Source organism: Streptomyces sp. DH12 (assembly GCF_020873895.1).
In the GTDB taxonomy this organism is placed as follows: domain Bacteria; phylum Actinomycetota; class Actinomycetes; order Streptomycetales; family Streptomycetaceae; genus Streptomyces.
Genome location: NZ_JAHWGT010000002.1, coordinates 60,752 through 76,520, shown reverse-complemented (window position 1 = coordinate 76,520; position 15,769 = coordinate 60,752). Strand labels below are relative to the sequence as shown.

Genomic DNA, 15,769 nt, shown 5'->3' with positions numbered 1-15,769 from the left:
AGGTGACCTGTGGATCACCAGCGAAGACAGCAAGGGGCCTTGGTTCCCTGCTAATTCCGAGAACCACACCGCGCTGAATCACCTGGTCAGCAAGCTCCGTCAGGCGGCCCCGACCACGGGCGGCTCGCCCCACCGCGATCCAGACCAAGGCACTGAGTGACGCGGGGCTGCGGGGAGGCCCTTGCTCGATGCAGTCGACAAACACGCCGAGTGCCCCCGCCAAAAGGGCAGACGGCGGATCGTAGTGAGGGAGCCATCCGCGCGGGCCGCCTCGACGGCGACACCAGTGATCACCAGCCGGATCAGGAAAGACGCACCCGGCCCTCGTGATCGACTTCTTGCCCCGCGCCAGCGCCTTTGGCCCGGGACGTCCCGATCGGTGACCCTAAGGTCAGCCCTCTGTCCGTCGACCACACCGGCTTGCCACCGATGACCGTCTGCAGCGGCAACGCGTTGTCCTGGGCTCCGACGCACTCCGCCTCATCTCCCGCGACCCCGGCACTACCGGTGATGATCCACGTCCGTCCCGCAGGCCCGATGCCCGAGGGCCGCCAGGCACTCGTCGATGCCACAGCTCTCATCCAGCAAGACGCAACGCCTCAGTCGGGCGCTCGACCGTCGTCCTGTCGACCGCCCGCCCAACCTACTGAGGCGCCGTCAGGACAGCGACGAAGGGGCGCCACAGCACTGCCGCACGTGCTCCCCCGTCTCGTGACTACGCGTCTGCACATGAAGTTGCAGGGCAACGCGCGCTCACCGGATCATGCGGGCACTTCTACGTCGCGCAGCCACGGAACCTGTCGGCCCGCACCCGCCCGGAGTCCGGGAGATGAGAGAAGAAGCAGGTCAGAGGCCCTTTACTGCTGGCTCAAATATCGCCACGCACTCCATGTGGTGGGGCATCGGAAAACACATCGCCATGCCACGGGACCCACAAGAGGCGAGGTCGGAACACATCACTCGGCGCTTCGGGCGGGAAGGGGGCAGCCAGGCCCCCGAGTGTCGAACCCCGGGCGGAAGCGCCGTCCGGGGCTGGGGTGGGGGTGTGCGTCAGGAGCGGAGGGTGGTGAGGGTGTGGGCGAGGCGCGCTATGCCCTCGGTGAGGGTGGCCTCGTCGGCGCTCAGGCTGAGGCGGAAGCAGCGCGTCGCGTGGGGGGCGAGACCGGGGTTCTCCAGCGGGTCCACGAAGAAGTGGCGGCCCGGCACGACGAAGACGCGATGCTCCTTCAGCCTCGTGTAGAGGGTGACGTCGTCGAACCAGTCGTGGTCCACCCACAGCCAGCAGAACATGCCGCCCTCGCCGGAGTGGAGCCGCCAGTCCACGTCCGACGGCATCCGCTCCGCGAGGAGCTTCTCGGCGAACCGCCGCTTCTCCTGGTAGTGCGGGGTGATCGCGTCGCGGACCACGCCGTCGAGGCGGCCGTCGGCCAGGACGCGGGCGAGGGCCGCCTGCGCGAGCTTCGGGGCGTGCAGGACCGAGTTGGACATGAACGAGGCGAGCGGGGCGATGTGGCGGGGCGCTCCCATCGCGAAGCCGATCCGCTCTCCGGGCAGTCCGGCCTTGGACGCGGAGAAGCAGTGCACCACGTGGTCGTCGAGTACCGGCTCCCCGTGGGTCTCGCCGATGCGGGGGAACGGGGCGCCGTACGCCTGGTCGAGGAAGAGCGGCACGTTGCGTTCCGTGGCCAGGTCGGTGAGGGCGCGCAGCTCCGCCGGGTCCAGCGCGCGGCCGGTGGGGTTGCCCGGGCTGGAGACGAGCATCATGCCGATGTCCGTCCGGCGGCTCAGCGCCTCCGTGTCGAGGGCGTACCGGAAGCGGTCGCCCTCCCGCTCGACGCGGGGCGGCACACCGACGATGCCGCCCTCGTGGAGGCACAGCCCCTGGTAGCCGGTGTAGTCGGGGACCATGGGCAGCACGACCCGGCGGGTGCCCCCGGCTGACGGCCCGGCGAACAGCGCGGCGGCGGCGAAGCAGACCATCTGGCTGCCCGGGCCGACCGCGATGTTCTCCGGGCCGAGCCGCCAGCCGTACGTCCGGTGGAAGTACGACGCCATGGCCTCGATCAGGATGTGGCTGCCCCGGCTGGCGCCGTAGCTGCCGCTCGTCCCGCCGAAGTCCTCCTCCAGGACCTCCGCGAGGGCGGCCCGCCACATGTCGCGCGCCTCGGGGATGAGGGCGGGGTTGCCGACGCTGAGATTGAGCCACTCCCCCGCCGACGCCCCGGCGGTGCACGCGGCGACGTCCTCCATGAGGCTGCGCAGACCGGACAGCCCGGCCATCTTCGTACCGATGGTGGACAACTGCATGATGTCTCCTCGTTCGGGGGGGGGGGGGAATGGGTGGCGGGGGCGGGCGGGGCGGCCTCAGCGGGTGAGGGCCGCCACCGCGTCGGCGTACTCGGTGACCTCCGACGCCTCGAACACCAGGTGCATCGGCACCTGGAGGCCGGTGCGCTCCTCCAGTTCGCGGACGGCGCGGACGGCGCGGAACGAGTCGCCGCCGAGGGCGAAGAAGTCGTCGTCCGGGCCGACCGCCGGGACGCCGAGGACCGCCGCCCAGACCTCCGCGACGACGGCCGTCAGGTTCGCTTTCTCGGCCGGGGTGCCCGTGACGGGGGCGGCTGTCGCCGGGGCGGGGCGGGCCGCGGTGGGCAGGGCCTCGGCGGCGCGGGCGGTCAGCTCGGCGTGGTCGAGCTTGCCGTTGGGGGTCAGTGGGAACCGCTCCAGGACGACGACGACGGCAGGCACCATGTGCGCGGGGAGCCGGTCGGCGAGGGCGGACCGCACGCGCTCCGCCCCACGCCGCGCGTCACCGTCCGGCGCCGGGCCGTCCGGAGCTCCGTCCAGGACCAGGAAGCAGACCAGACGCGTCTCGTGGCCCGTGCCGTCGGCGACCACGGCCGCCTGCCGCACCCCGGGCACGCCCAGCGCGGCGCCCTCGATCTCGCCCGGCTCGATGCGGAAGCCGCGGATCTTGACCTGGCGGTCGACCCGGCCCAGGTACTCCAGCCGTCCCGGCGCCACCTCCCGCACCAGGTCCCCGGAGCGGTACAGGGTGCCCGCGGACGGGTCGACCGGGTCGGGGACGAAGCGTTCGGCGGTGAGCTCGGGACGATCGTGGTAGCCGAGCGACACGTCCGGCAAGCACTCGCCGACGTCCGGACAGGGAGGCTCCGCCGCGTCAGCGGCTCAGGCAGTAGTCCTGTGGACGTTCAGGTGGGCACTGCCGCGTACGGACTGTGGGCCTCAGACAACGCCGGTGATCTTGAAGGCAGCCCAAAACAGCGGGTTTTCCTGCGCCTGTTGATCGAGGTGGTGTCTCCAGTTCGGAAGCATCGCGTCGATGGCTGATTCGGCAGCGCACACCGGACCTGCCTCAGAGGGCACGCGCCACCAGTGCTCACGTAGGTAGCGGATGGTGTTCGCGTAAGCGCTGTGGGAGTCCGCGCCGGCACCGAGGTGTGCGTGGAGCACGGCGGAGAACATGACACCTTGCAGGTCAGTGATGTCCCACAGGGTGGAAATGACCGCTTTCGCGCCGCGGGCGAGAAACGCGGACTCGATGCTACGCAAGGTCTGCACGGTACGGCCGGTGCCTTCGTGCGTGCCCGTTCTGCAAGCGTTCAGGATGACCAGGTCGACACTGGAGAAGACCCCGTCGGCGAGGATCCCGCTGGAAGTGAGCATGGCCTCTCCGAGCGAACCGCCGTGCAGAGCGAGCCCGGCAGCCCAGCGATTGGGGTGTGTGAGGCCGTGTGCCGCGACGTGCACGATCCGGGCCATGGGCATCATGAACAGAGCGCGGGCGGGAGTCGCCTCCTCCTGCGTGACAACTTCCACGCTGTGGTGAAGACCTGCGATCACGTGGGCTTCGCACAGTGGGCCGCCGATCGGCTCGAGGCCGGGGAGGTGCCCACCTCCGTGTGCCACCACCAACACCTCAACCACGGCTGCTTGCCGCTGGGATCCCTCGATGGCGGACACTAGTCGAGCTGTGGGGGCATATACCACCTGATCGAAGGCATCGATCAAGGTGGAGGCGCGCGCACTGTCGAGCGGAGCTGCGTGAAGGGGCAGCAGCTCCAACGGAGCCGTGGGGCTGAGCACCAACCGACGGACTTCATGGGGCGTGACCGTCTCGATGATGGCTTGTGCCGGCCCACCGAACTCGGCAACCAACTGCTCCAGGTAGTCGTGCCACACACGTTGGGGATGATCCGGTGCTTGCCGCGTCCATTCATCGACCGCACCGGCGAGAGGTACGAGGGGAAACTCCTCGCACGTAACCAGATCGAAGTGCGAGTGGCCCGCACGGGTCCAGCACACCGCAAGCTGGAGAGTTCCGTACCGGTTAATGAGGTGGACGAACGCTGTCTGTTCGTCCACAGAGGGCCTGTAGGAGCGGTCACTCCATCGCGCCTTGCCGTTCCCTCGCCCTGTGGCCGCCCGAAGGAGTTCAAGAGTGCGCTGCCTGGTCTCGGCAGCGGCGTTCAGCTCCGCGTCTCCCTCCGGGGGGCTTTTCCCGTCAAGTTGGCCGGCGGCCTGCCGAGAACGTACCCAGGCCAGGTGACGTGCGGCTGCCATGAAGGATTCGTACTCAGCGGCGTCGGACTCCAGGGCGAGCTCGTCGTGGATGTCCTCGCCCTTCGCTGTTTCACAGGTCTGGAACGCGACCTCTGCGGCCTGATCGTGCCCCTCAAGGGCGCTCCTCTGCCTTATCGTCTGCGTCTCGTCCCCGACTAGCCGACGGAGCGCTGCGATCGCGGCTTCCTTGGCCTGGGCGCACACCTCTTTCGGCAGACCGAGCCGGATGCTGCCCACGGCCCTGAGCTCACCGTCGCCGACAATCCGAACGACGCTGAGGCGGGCATAACCGACGGTCGAAAGATGCAGGAGTTCAAGAGCATGTTCCACCCAGGAGAGGGAGTAGGTGTATGGGGCCCGGATCGGAGGGTCGGGATCGGCCGGAAGTGCGGGGAAGTGGAACCACAGCCTCATACCGTCACCGAAGTCCTCGACCTCGAAGCCGTATCGTGTTGGCGGCTCCATCAACATGCGCACGGCCGCCATATGCGCGTCCGTCTCCACTGTGGCCAGCCAGACGGGGTGAGGGCCTGCCTGTCTGTGGAAGAAGCGGGTACCGCACGTGATGATTTCCTCGGCCATCCAGCCGGGCACCGAGGAGTCGCCGGTGACGGAGTCCGAATGCCACAACAAAGCGTCGTCCGAATCCAGTTCGACTCGAGGCAGGCCCAGGCCCGCCCGAAGGCATTCCTCGCCGTACCGTTCATCCTCCGTCATGGGCGTGATCAGCCCGAGTTCATGTGCCGTCAGGTGGGAGGTCACCTGACTCATCCGGGCATCCCACGCGTCCAGGTCCCTGCCTAAACGCGTCAAGAGGTCTGGCGAAAGGCCCCTGACGCGCTGCATGGTCTCTTCCAGATGGAAGCGGTGGTGACAGCGCTTCGCGACCTCCATGAGGTCCGGTCTGTCGGCCAACCCCGGCCTAGTACTCAGAAAGTCACCAGGAAGGGTGATCTTCATCAAGCCTCTGGTGACGAGGAGCTCCGCGCACGCCCTTGCCGTTCCGGTGGCGGACTGCTGCAGGAGATCCGGGGGCAGGAAGGCGAAGGGATCCTCCAAGTTGTCCAGGAGTGTGTCGACAAGCCGGTCGTCCTCGAAGCACCAGACCGCCGTGAGCTCGTCGCGGACCTTCTCCCGTGAGTGTGTCGACAGTCGGCGTCCCGCCCACAACTCGATCAGCAGGGCGTGGAGCCGGTCCACGTCCCACCACCGCTCCCACGGCGCCCCACCCCTGCGAACCGTGCGCAGGACAGGCATGACGAGGTCCCGGGCCACCACCGATCCGGGCACCTCAGGGAGGGCAAGACCGGTCGATCGGAGCTGATCACCGATCGTCTGCGGAGAGCGACACATCGTGTCCTCCATGGCGATGCGGGTCAGCACGGCAGCAAGCGTCAACTGATCATTCGCGACCCACGAGGGGAGCATGTCGGAACGGCATGTCTCGGGTCTGAGTTCGTGGCAGACCCGCGCTGCGAGACCGTCAGCCCATGTAGTGCGCATACGAAGCAGAGGGTCCCTCATCAGTTGTCCTGACCTCCCCGACAGTGAGCATTCGCCACGCCAGTATGTTTGCGATACCCGCAAATCATGGTGAGATCAGGGGACTTCAGGTCACAAGGTCACGAGGATCCTGCACCCGCTGTTCGGAAGGGCTTACGACGATGCCGCACGCGCCCACCACGGTCACCCAGGTCGTGATCGTTCTCCTTCTGGTGCTCCCCGGTGTGACCTACCAGTTCGTCCGCGAACGCGCCCGCGGTCCGGTCCCGGGTCACAAGGACCTCGGAGAGCGCATACTCCGAGCCATCACCGCGGGTATCACTCTCGACACCCTCTACGTCCTGCTCGCCGGTCCGTGGCTGGTGCGCCTCGTCTACGACCCTCGCCGGGGCTGGCTGACCGGCGCGGCCGACAGCCCCCGCGTCACCGCGCTGACGGCGACGACCCTGTTGATCGTGGTGCCGGCGGCCGCCGCCTGGCTCACCTCATGGCTGAGCTCGCGAGGAAGCCGGTCCGCCTACGACCCGATCCCCACGGCGTGGGACAAGGTCTTCCAACGCCGGAGTCACTGTCTGGTACGCGCCCGCATGAAGAGCGGCCTCTGGGTGGGCGGGTACTACGGGGAGAGGTCCTACACCTCTGGCTACCCGGAAGCCGCAGACCTGTACCTGCAGACGACATGGGCCATGTCCGGCGCCGGCTCGTTCGAACATCCGCTGCCACATTCCGGCGGGATCTATATTCGGATGGACGATGTGGAGTTCCTCGACTTCGTCGAGGTACCTCCCGGGGGCGAAGAGGGAGACACGGCAGGTGACCGAGACACGACCGCAGTTGGATCCCAACGGGAAGAGGGGGTACCGGCCCGTCGGCAGCCGGCCCGAGCCGACGCAGGCTCCGCCGACGCCGCCTCCGGTCGCTGAGCCGGACGCCGGCGCCGGCGCCGGCGCCGGCACGACCGACGAAGAGTGACGCGAGCCGTCCGCCCGCGGAACCGCCACGCCTTCCCCACGGCCCGGATCGGGGTTCGCCCGCGTCACCCGGGCTGAGTGGCATGCCCTTACCTCAGGGCGTGGTCTAGCTTGGCAGGGGGCCGCCCGTCCCGATTCGACCGCCGTGCTGAAAGTGAGGCCTCAGGTGCACATCGCCCCCCTCAGCCCCGATGACCCCTCCGAGCTGGGCGGATACGAACTGCTCGGCCGGATCGGGCAGGGCGGGATGGGCCAGGTGTACCTGGGCGAGTCGCCCGGCGGGGAACCGGCCGCCGTGAAGGTGATCAAGCCGTCCGTGGTCGACTCCGAGACGCGGACGCGGTTCGCGCAGGAAGTGGAGATCCTCAAGACGATCTGGGGTGCCCGGATCGCCGCTCTCCTGGACGCCGACCCGGACGCCGAGCGCCCCTGGCTGGCCACCGAGTACGTCGAGGGACTCGACCTGAGTCGGCACGTGGCCGCCCACGGCCCGCTCCCCGCGCTGCTGACGGCGGCGCTGGGCGCGACGCTGGCCGAGGCCCTGGCAGGCGTGCACCGGCAGGGTCTGCTGCACCGTGTCCTGAAGCCGGCCAACGTGCTGCTCGGCCCGAACGGACCGAAGGTCATCGATTTCGGGCTCGCGGTGTTCGCGGAGTCGAGTGTGTCGCTGACCGCGCCGCACACCGTCGTCGGCACTCCCTCCTGCATGCCGCCCGAGCAGGCGAACGGCGAGAAGCCCCTGACACCGGCGGTCGACGTGTACGCGCTGGGCGCCGTCCTGCTGTTCGCCGCCTCGGGCCACGTCCCCTACCGTGCGGACAACATCCATCTGCTGTTCCACCAGGTCGTCGACCCGGGGTGCGCGCCGGACCTGTCCGGGACCCCGGACGAGCTCGTACCGCTGCTCGCCGCCATGCTGGCCCACCGTCCGCAGGACCGGCCGGGCCTCGCCGAGGTCGTGCGGCGGTGCCGCGCGCTGATCGAGGCACAGGGGCTGAAAGTCGCCCAGGCACGTCGCAGGCTCACCACGTACACCGCCGCTCCCGCCCATGTCCTGGACGACCTCCTCGCCGTCGGCCGTGCGTCCGGGGCGGAGGTGCGCACCGGGTCCGGAACGGCCGGGCCTCCCCTCGTGTCTCCTCCCCCCGAACGGGAGCGGGGTGCTGGTGGACACCGGCATCGGAAACGGGAAGCGGCGCGCCAACCCCGCCTGGCACAACCTGAACAGCGACTACGAAGCACGGCTACGGGCGGCGGGCTTCGCGCCGGAGAGCGTTGACCTCGTGGTCCTGACCCACCTCCACGCCGATCACGTGGGGTGGAACACGCGTGCCGAGGGCGACGCCTGGGTGCCCACCTTCCCGAACGCGCGCTATCTCACCTCACGCACCGAGTGGGACTACTGGGCGGGTGTCGACATGGAGGAGGCACGTCGGCAGATGTTCCGGGACTCGGTCCATCCCGTCCGGGAAGCAGGTCTGTTCGACCTCATCGATGTCGCGGACGAGGGCACGGACGTCGCGCCGGGCGTCCGTCTGCTGCCTGCCCCCGGCCACACGCCGGGACAGGTAGCGGTGGAACTGAGCAGCCGTGGCGAGACCGCATTGGTCACCGGTGACAGCATCCACCACCCGGTCCAGATGGCACATCCGGAGCTCTGCAGCTGTGTGGACGTCGCTCCCGAACTCGCGGCCAGGACCCGGAACCAGGTGCTCGGCTCACTGGCCGGTACGTCAACTCTCCTGCTCGGGAGCCATTTCCCGCCGCCGACCGCCGGACACGTGCTACGCGAGGACGGCGGGTTCCGACTGGTCCCGGCTCCCTCGGGGGTAACGCCCATCGGCGGCTGAAGCGGATCGGAGCACCCGGGACGTGCCGCGCACCGAGCCCGTGCGGGTGACGTCCTGGGCGTCCGCGACCGGACGGCCCAGGAGCGGTTATGCGACTCCTCCGGCATGCGCTCCGTCGTCGCCGATGGGGCCGGACGACGTCATGACCGATCACCGGCTTGCGCCCTTTGCGTAAGCCGGCTGTCGGCTGTCCCTCGTGGGCGACAGTCACGCCGACGCGTCGCGAACGAGGGCAACCTGCCGGCCCCACTCGCCCATCGCCGGCCGAGCAACGCGGCCCTGCTTCAGTCTCACGAATCGAACGTCATTCGAGCGCCAACGATGATGAATGCACGTCGCCGACATCATTCGTACGAACCCCGCCACACCCTGTGACCGCAGGTCAGGCGAGTTCGAACAAGCAGTGAGTGCGCCCTACCCGCTGTACGGAGGAAACCAGGTCGAGCGACCCACCTTGATGCGCAGCTTGAAGGGGCCCAGAGCGTCAAACGAGCGTCACGGCGGACAGTGCCGGGTCGGTGTCGGGCCACTCGGTCTCGCGGGCGAGCGAGGCGGATCCCTCGGGATGATCCGGTTGCCGCAGTCTGTTCAGCCCTGAGCAGCACGGAGGAGGTCACGCGGTCTACCAGGATTTCTGGTCTCGCCTGGACACGCCCCACTCTCGTCGGCGCAACAGGTCCTCCGCCCACTGCGGAACCGCGACCGGCACGCCCGCGATCGCCACGGCCATGTCCGGTCACGATTCACGTGCGGCTCTGTCACCCGTTGAGCGCCACGCACTCCCGGAGCACCGGTTCCAGGCGCAGCTGGGTGTCCTCGCGATCGAAGACCTGGAGGGCGTCGAGGAAGTCGACGATCCACCGTGCCTCGTCCTCGTCATCGATCTCGAGCGCGACGGCGGTCACCGCGCCTTCCAGGTCGAAGAGGCCGTCCTTGAATTCGTCGGTGAGGGCCCGGTATCCGGCGGCCAGCAGCGAACCCGCGTACACGCCGGTCGCCTCGGCGAATGCGCGGGCCTGGGCCCGGTCCGCGCGGAGGTCGGCCAGACGACGCAACACCTCGTCGGGGTTGCCCAATTCCTCGTGCAGGCGGTGGGCCCGGTCTACCAGGAGCGGCCAGCCGCCGGTCAGTTCGTGGAGACGGTCCAGGCGGTCCTCCGTGTGGAACATGTTGATGCGCTGGGCCCAGCCGCGCAGGCTGCGGTGGTCGTGCCTACGCAGCACCACCGGTGCGGCCGAGGTAGGTTCGGTTCCCGTCAGCAGGGAGCGCCACAGGGTGAGCTGAGCGGGGTCGGTGACGATGACGACCGCGCGGGTGACCCCCGGAGTGGCGGGCAGCAGCGTCTCGGCCAGGTCAACGGCTTCGCGGCAGGTCTCGGGCCGGACCGGCTCCCGGTAGTTGACGAAGTCGCTGATGACGACCCGTCGTTCTCGGGGGCGTCCGCCGGTGAGTTCCTGTTTGTAGACGCTGGGCTTGCCCACGGGTGGCAGCGTCCAGCCGTCGATCGGTCCGGCGACCGTACGCAACGTCCGGGCAACGTCGGTGACTCCGGTGGCGGTGCTGCCGAGGACGATTCGGGTCCGGTTGGACCGCTCGCCCAGGAGGTCGTCGAGCTGGGTGTTGGTCAGCGGAGCCGGCCGCCCGTCGGGGAGCTCGGGGCGGCCCTCCTGCACGATGCTCTCCTGCAATTCACAGTCCTGTTCGGCCCTGAGTAGACGTGCCTCCACCTCGTGGGAGGTCCCGATCATGCGCAGGGCGTTGGGACCGCGCAGATGCCAGCCCAGTCCGTCGTGGTTGGGCGCGAGGATACCGAGACCCACCATCTCGGAGAGGTAGGCGCGGAAACCCTCGGTGTCGAGCTGTTCGAACCCCATGCGCCAGTACGTCTCACACTCCTCGCGCAATTCGGTGTCGCTCAGCCGGACCTCCAGGCCGTGATGGCGGGCGTGGTACGCCAGCACATTGGCGATCACGTCGTAGCGGTGGTCGAGGCTCAGCGTGTCCTTGAAGGCCGCCGAGATGCCCTCCCGGAGCGCGGCGTCCGACTCCACGATCTCGATGTCGGTCACCTCCACCTCGTAAGGAGGTTCCCCGGCGCCGCGCCGCGTCCGCTTGCGGTGCATCAGCTCGACCAGCCGGTGCCCGAACATCTGCAGCAGGAACGGCTGGTACGAGCAGTAGCCGAGCACACGGTTGACGAGATCCAGGTCCTTGAACTCGAACCCAAGCGCCCGCATCGGCTCAACCAGCAGTTCCGCAGCCGACTGGGGAGCCAGCGGGCCGATCACCTTCGGGGTCTGAGCGAGGTGGCCGAACGGCCCGTTGCTCGCGAGCTTAGAGAAGCGCTGCACGGAGTGAAGTCCTGCGAAGACAACCTTTGCCGCGTCCTTAGTGTCGGACCCGAGGCCCTTGAGCTTCTTGGTCTGGTCGAACCGCGGGGCGTCGGCCTCGAAGAACTGGTCGCACTCGTCGAGCAGGATCAGCAGTCGGCGACGGGAGTCCCCGTCCAGCCAGGCCCGGATGCCGGCGCGCACCCGCTCGGAGGTCTCCTGTCGCTTTCCGCGCCCCTGCGGCCGGTCATCGAGTACCTGTGCCACGGTCAGCTCTCTCAGGAGGACGCTCCACAGCGCCTCCGGCCCGCGCGAGCTGCCCTTGCCGATGTTCTCCTGGTCGAGGTTGACGTACACCGTCTGGTGATAGCCGGGGCGCTGCTCCGTGAACAGTTCCCCGGCGTCGGCGAGCAGCGCCGACTTGCCCAGGCCCCGGCCGCCGTAGATGACCTGGGTGCCGCGCGGGTCGAGGATGCTCTTACGTTCGGCGTCGCGGCCGTAGAACATCTCGCCGCCGATCCGGCCGCGCTTCCCCCTGATGTACGGGTTGACGCCAGAGAAGGGCAGCAGGGTCTGTGTGGCGGCGCTTACCTGGCGGTTGCCGCAGGCCGCGAGATAGGCGAAGGCGGCATCGTCCACCACGAGCAGCGGCTGCAACCGGTCGGAGCCGGCGGCGAGTTCGACTCGGGCCTCACGGCTCAGCGTGCCGAAGTAGACGACGAGAAGGCTCGCTCCGCTGGTATCGCGCTCCGCCCAGCTCATGACGACCTTGGCGGGCGGCCTGCCCCAGACCATCATCACCCGCAGGTTGCCGCCCTGCTCCTTGATCTGCGAGCCGAACGCGGGCGCCTTCGCTCTACCATTGATCTCCACCCCGGTCGCTTCGAAGAGACGGTATTCCCGCCGGTGCTGGGATCGGTCGTCGAGCGGCCTGGCGCTCTTGGCGTCGTAGCCGAGGAGCTTGAGGAGAGGCGGCACCTGTCGCGTCGGAGCCACCTGGAGCCGGTCCTTGCGTTCGGTGGCGGCAAGCGCGCGCCACTCGTCGAGGGCGTCGGCCGCCAGCGCCGCCTCGTCGGTGGAGAGGCCGCCGTAGTCCAGGACGGGAACCATCGGATGCTTGCCGCCGGACCGGACCAGCTCGACGAGCTCATGGTCGATCCCTCCGGGCAGGCCGTCGGGCACGGCCGGGAAGAACTCGGTCAGATGGGACTCGCCACCCTCGATCTCCGGGACCGGCTCGCCGATCTCCAGGAAGTAGACGAGGTCGGCAGCGGTGGCCAGGTCGTTCGTTTCCAGGCGCCGCAGGACCTGGGCCCGCTCCTCCACGGAGGGGTCCAGGGCGTCGAGCCGAGCCCGGATTCGATCCGCCGCCTGCTCCCGGAAGGCCGGCAGGTCACTCCGTACCGTGTCGAGCGCCCGCCGCACGTGCAGCAGGTCGTGTCGGTCACCGCTTTCGAGGCTGTTGTGGGCGTCGGCGAGCAACTCCTGAAGGCCCAGGTCCTGGTCCTCGGTCACGGCACCGTCGGCCTGCGCACGGTGCAGCTCGGCAACGAGTGCGTCGTGTGCCTTCCGCAGCTGCGCACGCCGGGCGGTCTCCCTGTCGTCGATCTCGGCTTCCGCAGGCGGGACGAACTCCCCCGCCCCAGCGGCAGGCAGCAGTCCGCGTCCGGCCAGCTCGACGATGTCACGGGCCGCGGTGAACGCGTCGTGGGAGAGCCGCTCGTCCAGAGCCTCCTGCCAGCTCCGGTGGACCGCGGTGAGCAGTTCGTCGGGCGATGGCCGCTCGTCACGGGTGTCACACACCTTCAGCAGCTCCGCGTCCAGAACGAGCGCTGGGTCGACGGGACCGCCGGAACGCGTGGTCACGGTGTCGCCGGCCAGCAGAGCGAACAGCTCCTCCATCGAGGCGTGGGCCGCCCAGGCCATCGCGCCCGAGAGGGCATCCGGGCGCCGCGCCAACCGCTCCAGTTCACCCAGCGCCGCTTCCCTGCCGTCCAGCAGGGACTGGCGCAGGGAGGAGATCTCCTTGACCGCCCGGCTGCCGTCGGAACGGTCGCCGCGACGGGTGCCGTCGACCGCCAGGCACCACTCCTTGACCAGGCTGACAGCCCGTTCCACGAGATGCACCAGGTCCTGCCGCCCGGAGCCCTGGATCGGCTTGCCGCTGGACGAGCGGTACTTGCGGTCCATGCGGTCGATCTCGCTGTTGACCTCGGCCAGTTTCGACAGCCGATCGGCCTGCTCCCGCACCTGCTGCAGCGCGTCGCGGTCGTCGCGGACGACGGTCCTGAGCAGCGATCCGAGCATCCCGTCGTCGGGGGCGAGCCAGCGTTTGGCGATCTCCGTCGCCCGTGCGAACCGCAGCCGCTGCGGCGAGAGCAGGGTACGGCTTTGATCGCGCAGTTCCCGCAGCCGGGCCTCGGTCTCGGAGACGTCGGCGACCAGCGGCGAGGCGATCAGCAGGGCGCCGCTGAGGGCACGGTCGGCGACGGCGGCCGCCGCCTCCCCCAGCCGGTCCGGGAGCCTCGGCACCAACGCCTTGAGCTGAGCGCCCACAGCGTGGTCACCGGTGATCAGCGCGGTACGCAGCAGGGCGGGCAGCAGGAGGAGTTCGCTGCCCTCGGTGTCCTGGCCCGCATATCCGCCGTACTCCTGGAGCAGGCCCGCCGTCAGCCGGGCACTCTGGCTGTCCCCAGAGGTGAGCAGCGCGGCGGCACCGGCCAGGCGGAGCGCCGCCACCGGGGGCTCGGGGTGGCCGGCGGCCCTTGCCACATGGTGGGCGAGTCCGAAGCGCCGCTCCACGACCAGCTGCGCCAAGACCCCCTCGACTGCGACCTCATCGGTGGCGTCGTCCGCCACCGGGGCCGCTTCCCGGACGGGCGTGTCCTCGAAGGGAGAAAGCGTGGGTGCGGCGGGTGCCTGGACGGGCGCGTCAGCGGACGTGGGGGGTGCCGAGTCGCTGTCGGCGGCCGGCCCGGCGTCTGCCTTGGGGGCGTGGACCGGCACGGCGGTCGTCGTGGCTTCCGGCTCGGCGGCGCGCTGGGGCGCGATCGCCTCGGTCGATGCGGCCGACTGCGCGGTTTCGTGTTCTGCGGTCGTCTCGGCGTCGGCGGGCTCGGCGGTGCCGTGTGCCTCGTCGGTCCCGGCCGGGTACGGGGCACCGTCCACCGGCTGGTCCAGCGTCAGCTCGGGAGCGATGAGCACGGCCATGGCGCACGTGGGCAGGACCCGTACGACCTGTCCCTGCAGTGCCAGGATCTCCGTGGCGGCATCCGCCTGTCGTCCCAGCCTGATGAGCCGGGCCAGGGCGGCGAGCGCGGCGCTCTCCTCGTGTTGCAGCTCCTCCCACACCGGCACGTCCAGCAGGCGGCGAGCCGCGCCGCGCACGGCCTCGGCGGCAGCGGCGGCAGCGGCGGAGCTGTCCGGGCGGCAGGCGACAGCCAGCAGTTCCCGCAGCGGCTCGCGGGCCTGGAGGTCACGCTCCCGCGCTGTCCGGTGTACGTGTGCAGCGCGCGTGATGTCCTCTAGGCGACGAGGCACCCCCTCGATCCCGGCGGCCCGGAACACCGCGTCCACGTCGTTGAAAACAGTGCTCAGCGCAGCGAGCCGAGCCAGGTCCTCGTCCTGCGGAGGGCGGCCGTCCATGACTGCGTCGGTGACCTTCTCCGCGGCCTGACGGGCCCCCACTAGGGCGGACTCCAGTTGCTGACATGCCTCCTCGGGAGCTGTCCCAGCCTTGGTCCCGGTGTTGTCGAACGCGGGGGCGGTCTCCTCGTGCGAAGTACCGCTGTCCGCTGCCGCGGTTTGCGGTGCGGGGGCGCTGGTGCCCGGCCGGTCGGCGAGGGCAACGGCCCCTGGTTCACTGTCCTCCGCGAGCGCCAGCCCGTCGTCTTCCGCCGCTCCAAGAACGAAATCGGGGTACGCCTCCACGAGGGGCCGCGCCGCGGCAGCGACGGCGGCGAGCCGGGCCGCCTCCTCGTCGTCGGCCGTCGCCCCGAACCAGTCCTGGTCCGCCGCCCAGGCAAGGATGTGGGCGTCGGTGACGGAGGCGTTGCACCACGCGAACACGGTGGCCCGGACCAGGGTGGCGCCCCACCGGGCAACAGGGTCGGGGACCGGCTCCCCGTCGTGCGCCAGGACGAAGTCGCCCACCTGGTTCATCACGGTGACCGTGAGTCCCTTGATCCCCCATGTACGGGTGTGCTGCCGCGACTCGCGCCGCAGCCTGGTGAGGACGTCCCGGCACAGGGCACTGCTCACCCGTCGAGGGGCCGACATGCGGATGCCCAGACTGGTGAGCAACTCCTGGCGGTGCTTGGGCCGCAGGGAGTTGAAAGCGAGTTCCACCATGTCCGGCGTGAGGTCGTTCAGGGCGGCGACGGCCGGGAATTGCAAGGCGTTGAGCGCGGCGGCCAGGCCTTCCAGGTCCTCGGCCGAGACGCTCGGCGGGGACCACGGCGGCCCTGTGACGACGTGGTAGCGGTCCTGCATGTACACACACTCCGTTTCTGTTTGTGACAGGAAGATGTCT

Annotated in this window: 6 protein-coding genes and 1 pseudogene; 3 read left to right on the top strand and 4 right to left on the bottom strand. The window is 69.6% G+C overall.

The window, feature by feature from the left end:
* Positions 1-1,050: 1,050 nt before the first annotated feature.
* The 3 genes from LPA54_RS02040 to LPA54_RS02030 form a co-directional block, all read right to left on the bottom strand.
* Positions 1,051-2,307, bottom strand: coding sequence for a valine--pyruvate transaminase (locus LPA54_RS02040; protein WP_228973314.1), 1,257 nt, complete (start codon positions 2,305-2,307; stop codon positions 1,051-1,053).
* 57 nt (positions 2,308-2,364) lie between these two features.
* Positions 2,365-3,135 (bottom strand): non-ribosomal peptide synthetase, encoded by a 771-nt coding sequence (locus LPA54_RS02035; RefSeq protein WP_228973525.1) that lies wholly within the window; start codon positions 3,133-3,135, stop codon positions 2,365-2,367.
* A 111-nt stretch (positions 3,136-3,246) separates the two neighbouring features.
* A complete protein-coding gene (locus LPA54_RS02030; protein ID WP_228973313.1) occupies positions 3,247-5,967 on the bottom strand; it encodes a CHAT domain-containing protein in 2,721 nt (906 codons plus the stop codon).
* Between the two features lie 281 nt (positions 5,968-6,248).
* On the opposite strand from LPA54_RS02030, the gene LPA54_RS02025 reads away from it, so the two are divergent.
* The 3 genes and pseudogenes from LPA54_RS02025 to LPA54_RS02015 all read left to right on the top strand — a co-directional run.
* On the top strand, positions 6,249-7,010 hold the full coding sequence (locus LPA54_RS02025; RefSeq protein WP_228973312.1) for a DUF6338 family protein: 762 nt from the start codon (positions 6,249-6,251) through the stop codon (positions 7,008-7,010).
* Positions 7,011-7,224: 214 nt separating this feature from the next.
* The gene (locus LPA54_RS02020) at positions 7,225-8,337 is read left to right on the top strand and encodes a serine/threonine-protein kinase (protein WP_228973311.1); all 1,113 of its coding nucleotides are present in this window, start codon (positions 7,225-7,227) and stop codon (positions 8,335-8,337) included.
* A pseudogene (locus LPA54_RS02015) lies at positions 8,219-8,908 on the top strand (MBL fold metallo-hydrolase); the annotation flags it as partial. The gene LPA54_RS02020 and the pseudogene LPA54_RS02015, both read left to right, overlap by 119 nt.
* A 758-nt stretch (positions 8,909-9,666) precedes the next feature.
* Here LPA54_RS02015 and LPA54_RS02010 read toward each other — a convergent pair.
* On the bottom strand, positions 9,667-15,729 hold the full coding sequence (locus LPA54_RS02010; RefSeq protein ID WP_228973310.1) for a hypothetical protein: 6,063 nt from the start codon (positions 15,727-15,729) through the stop codon (positions 9,667-9,669).
* Between the last annotated feature and the right edge of the window lie 40 nt (positions 15,730-15,769).

Coding starts and splice junctions, on each gene's coding strand:
- LPA54_RS02040 (WP_228973314.1), bottom strand. CDS start 2,307: ATGCAGTTGTCCACCATCGGTACGAAGATGGCCGGGCTGTCCGGTCTG.
- LPA54_RS02025 (WP_228973312.1), top strand. CDS start 6,249: ATGCCGCACGCGCCCACCACGGTCACCCAGGTCGTGATCGTTCTCCTT.
- LPA54_RS02010 (WP_228973310.1), bottom strand. CDS start 15,729: ATGCAGGACCGCTACCACGTCGTCACAGGGCCGCCGTGGTCCCCGCCG.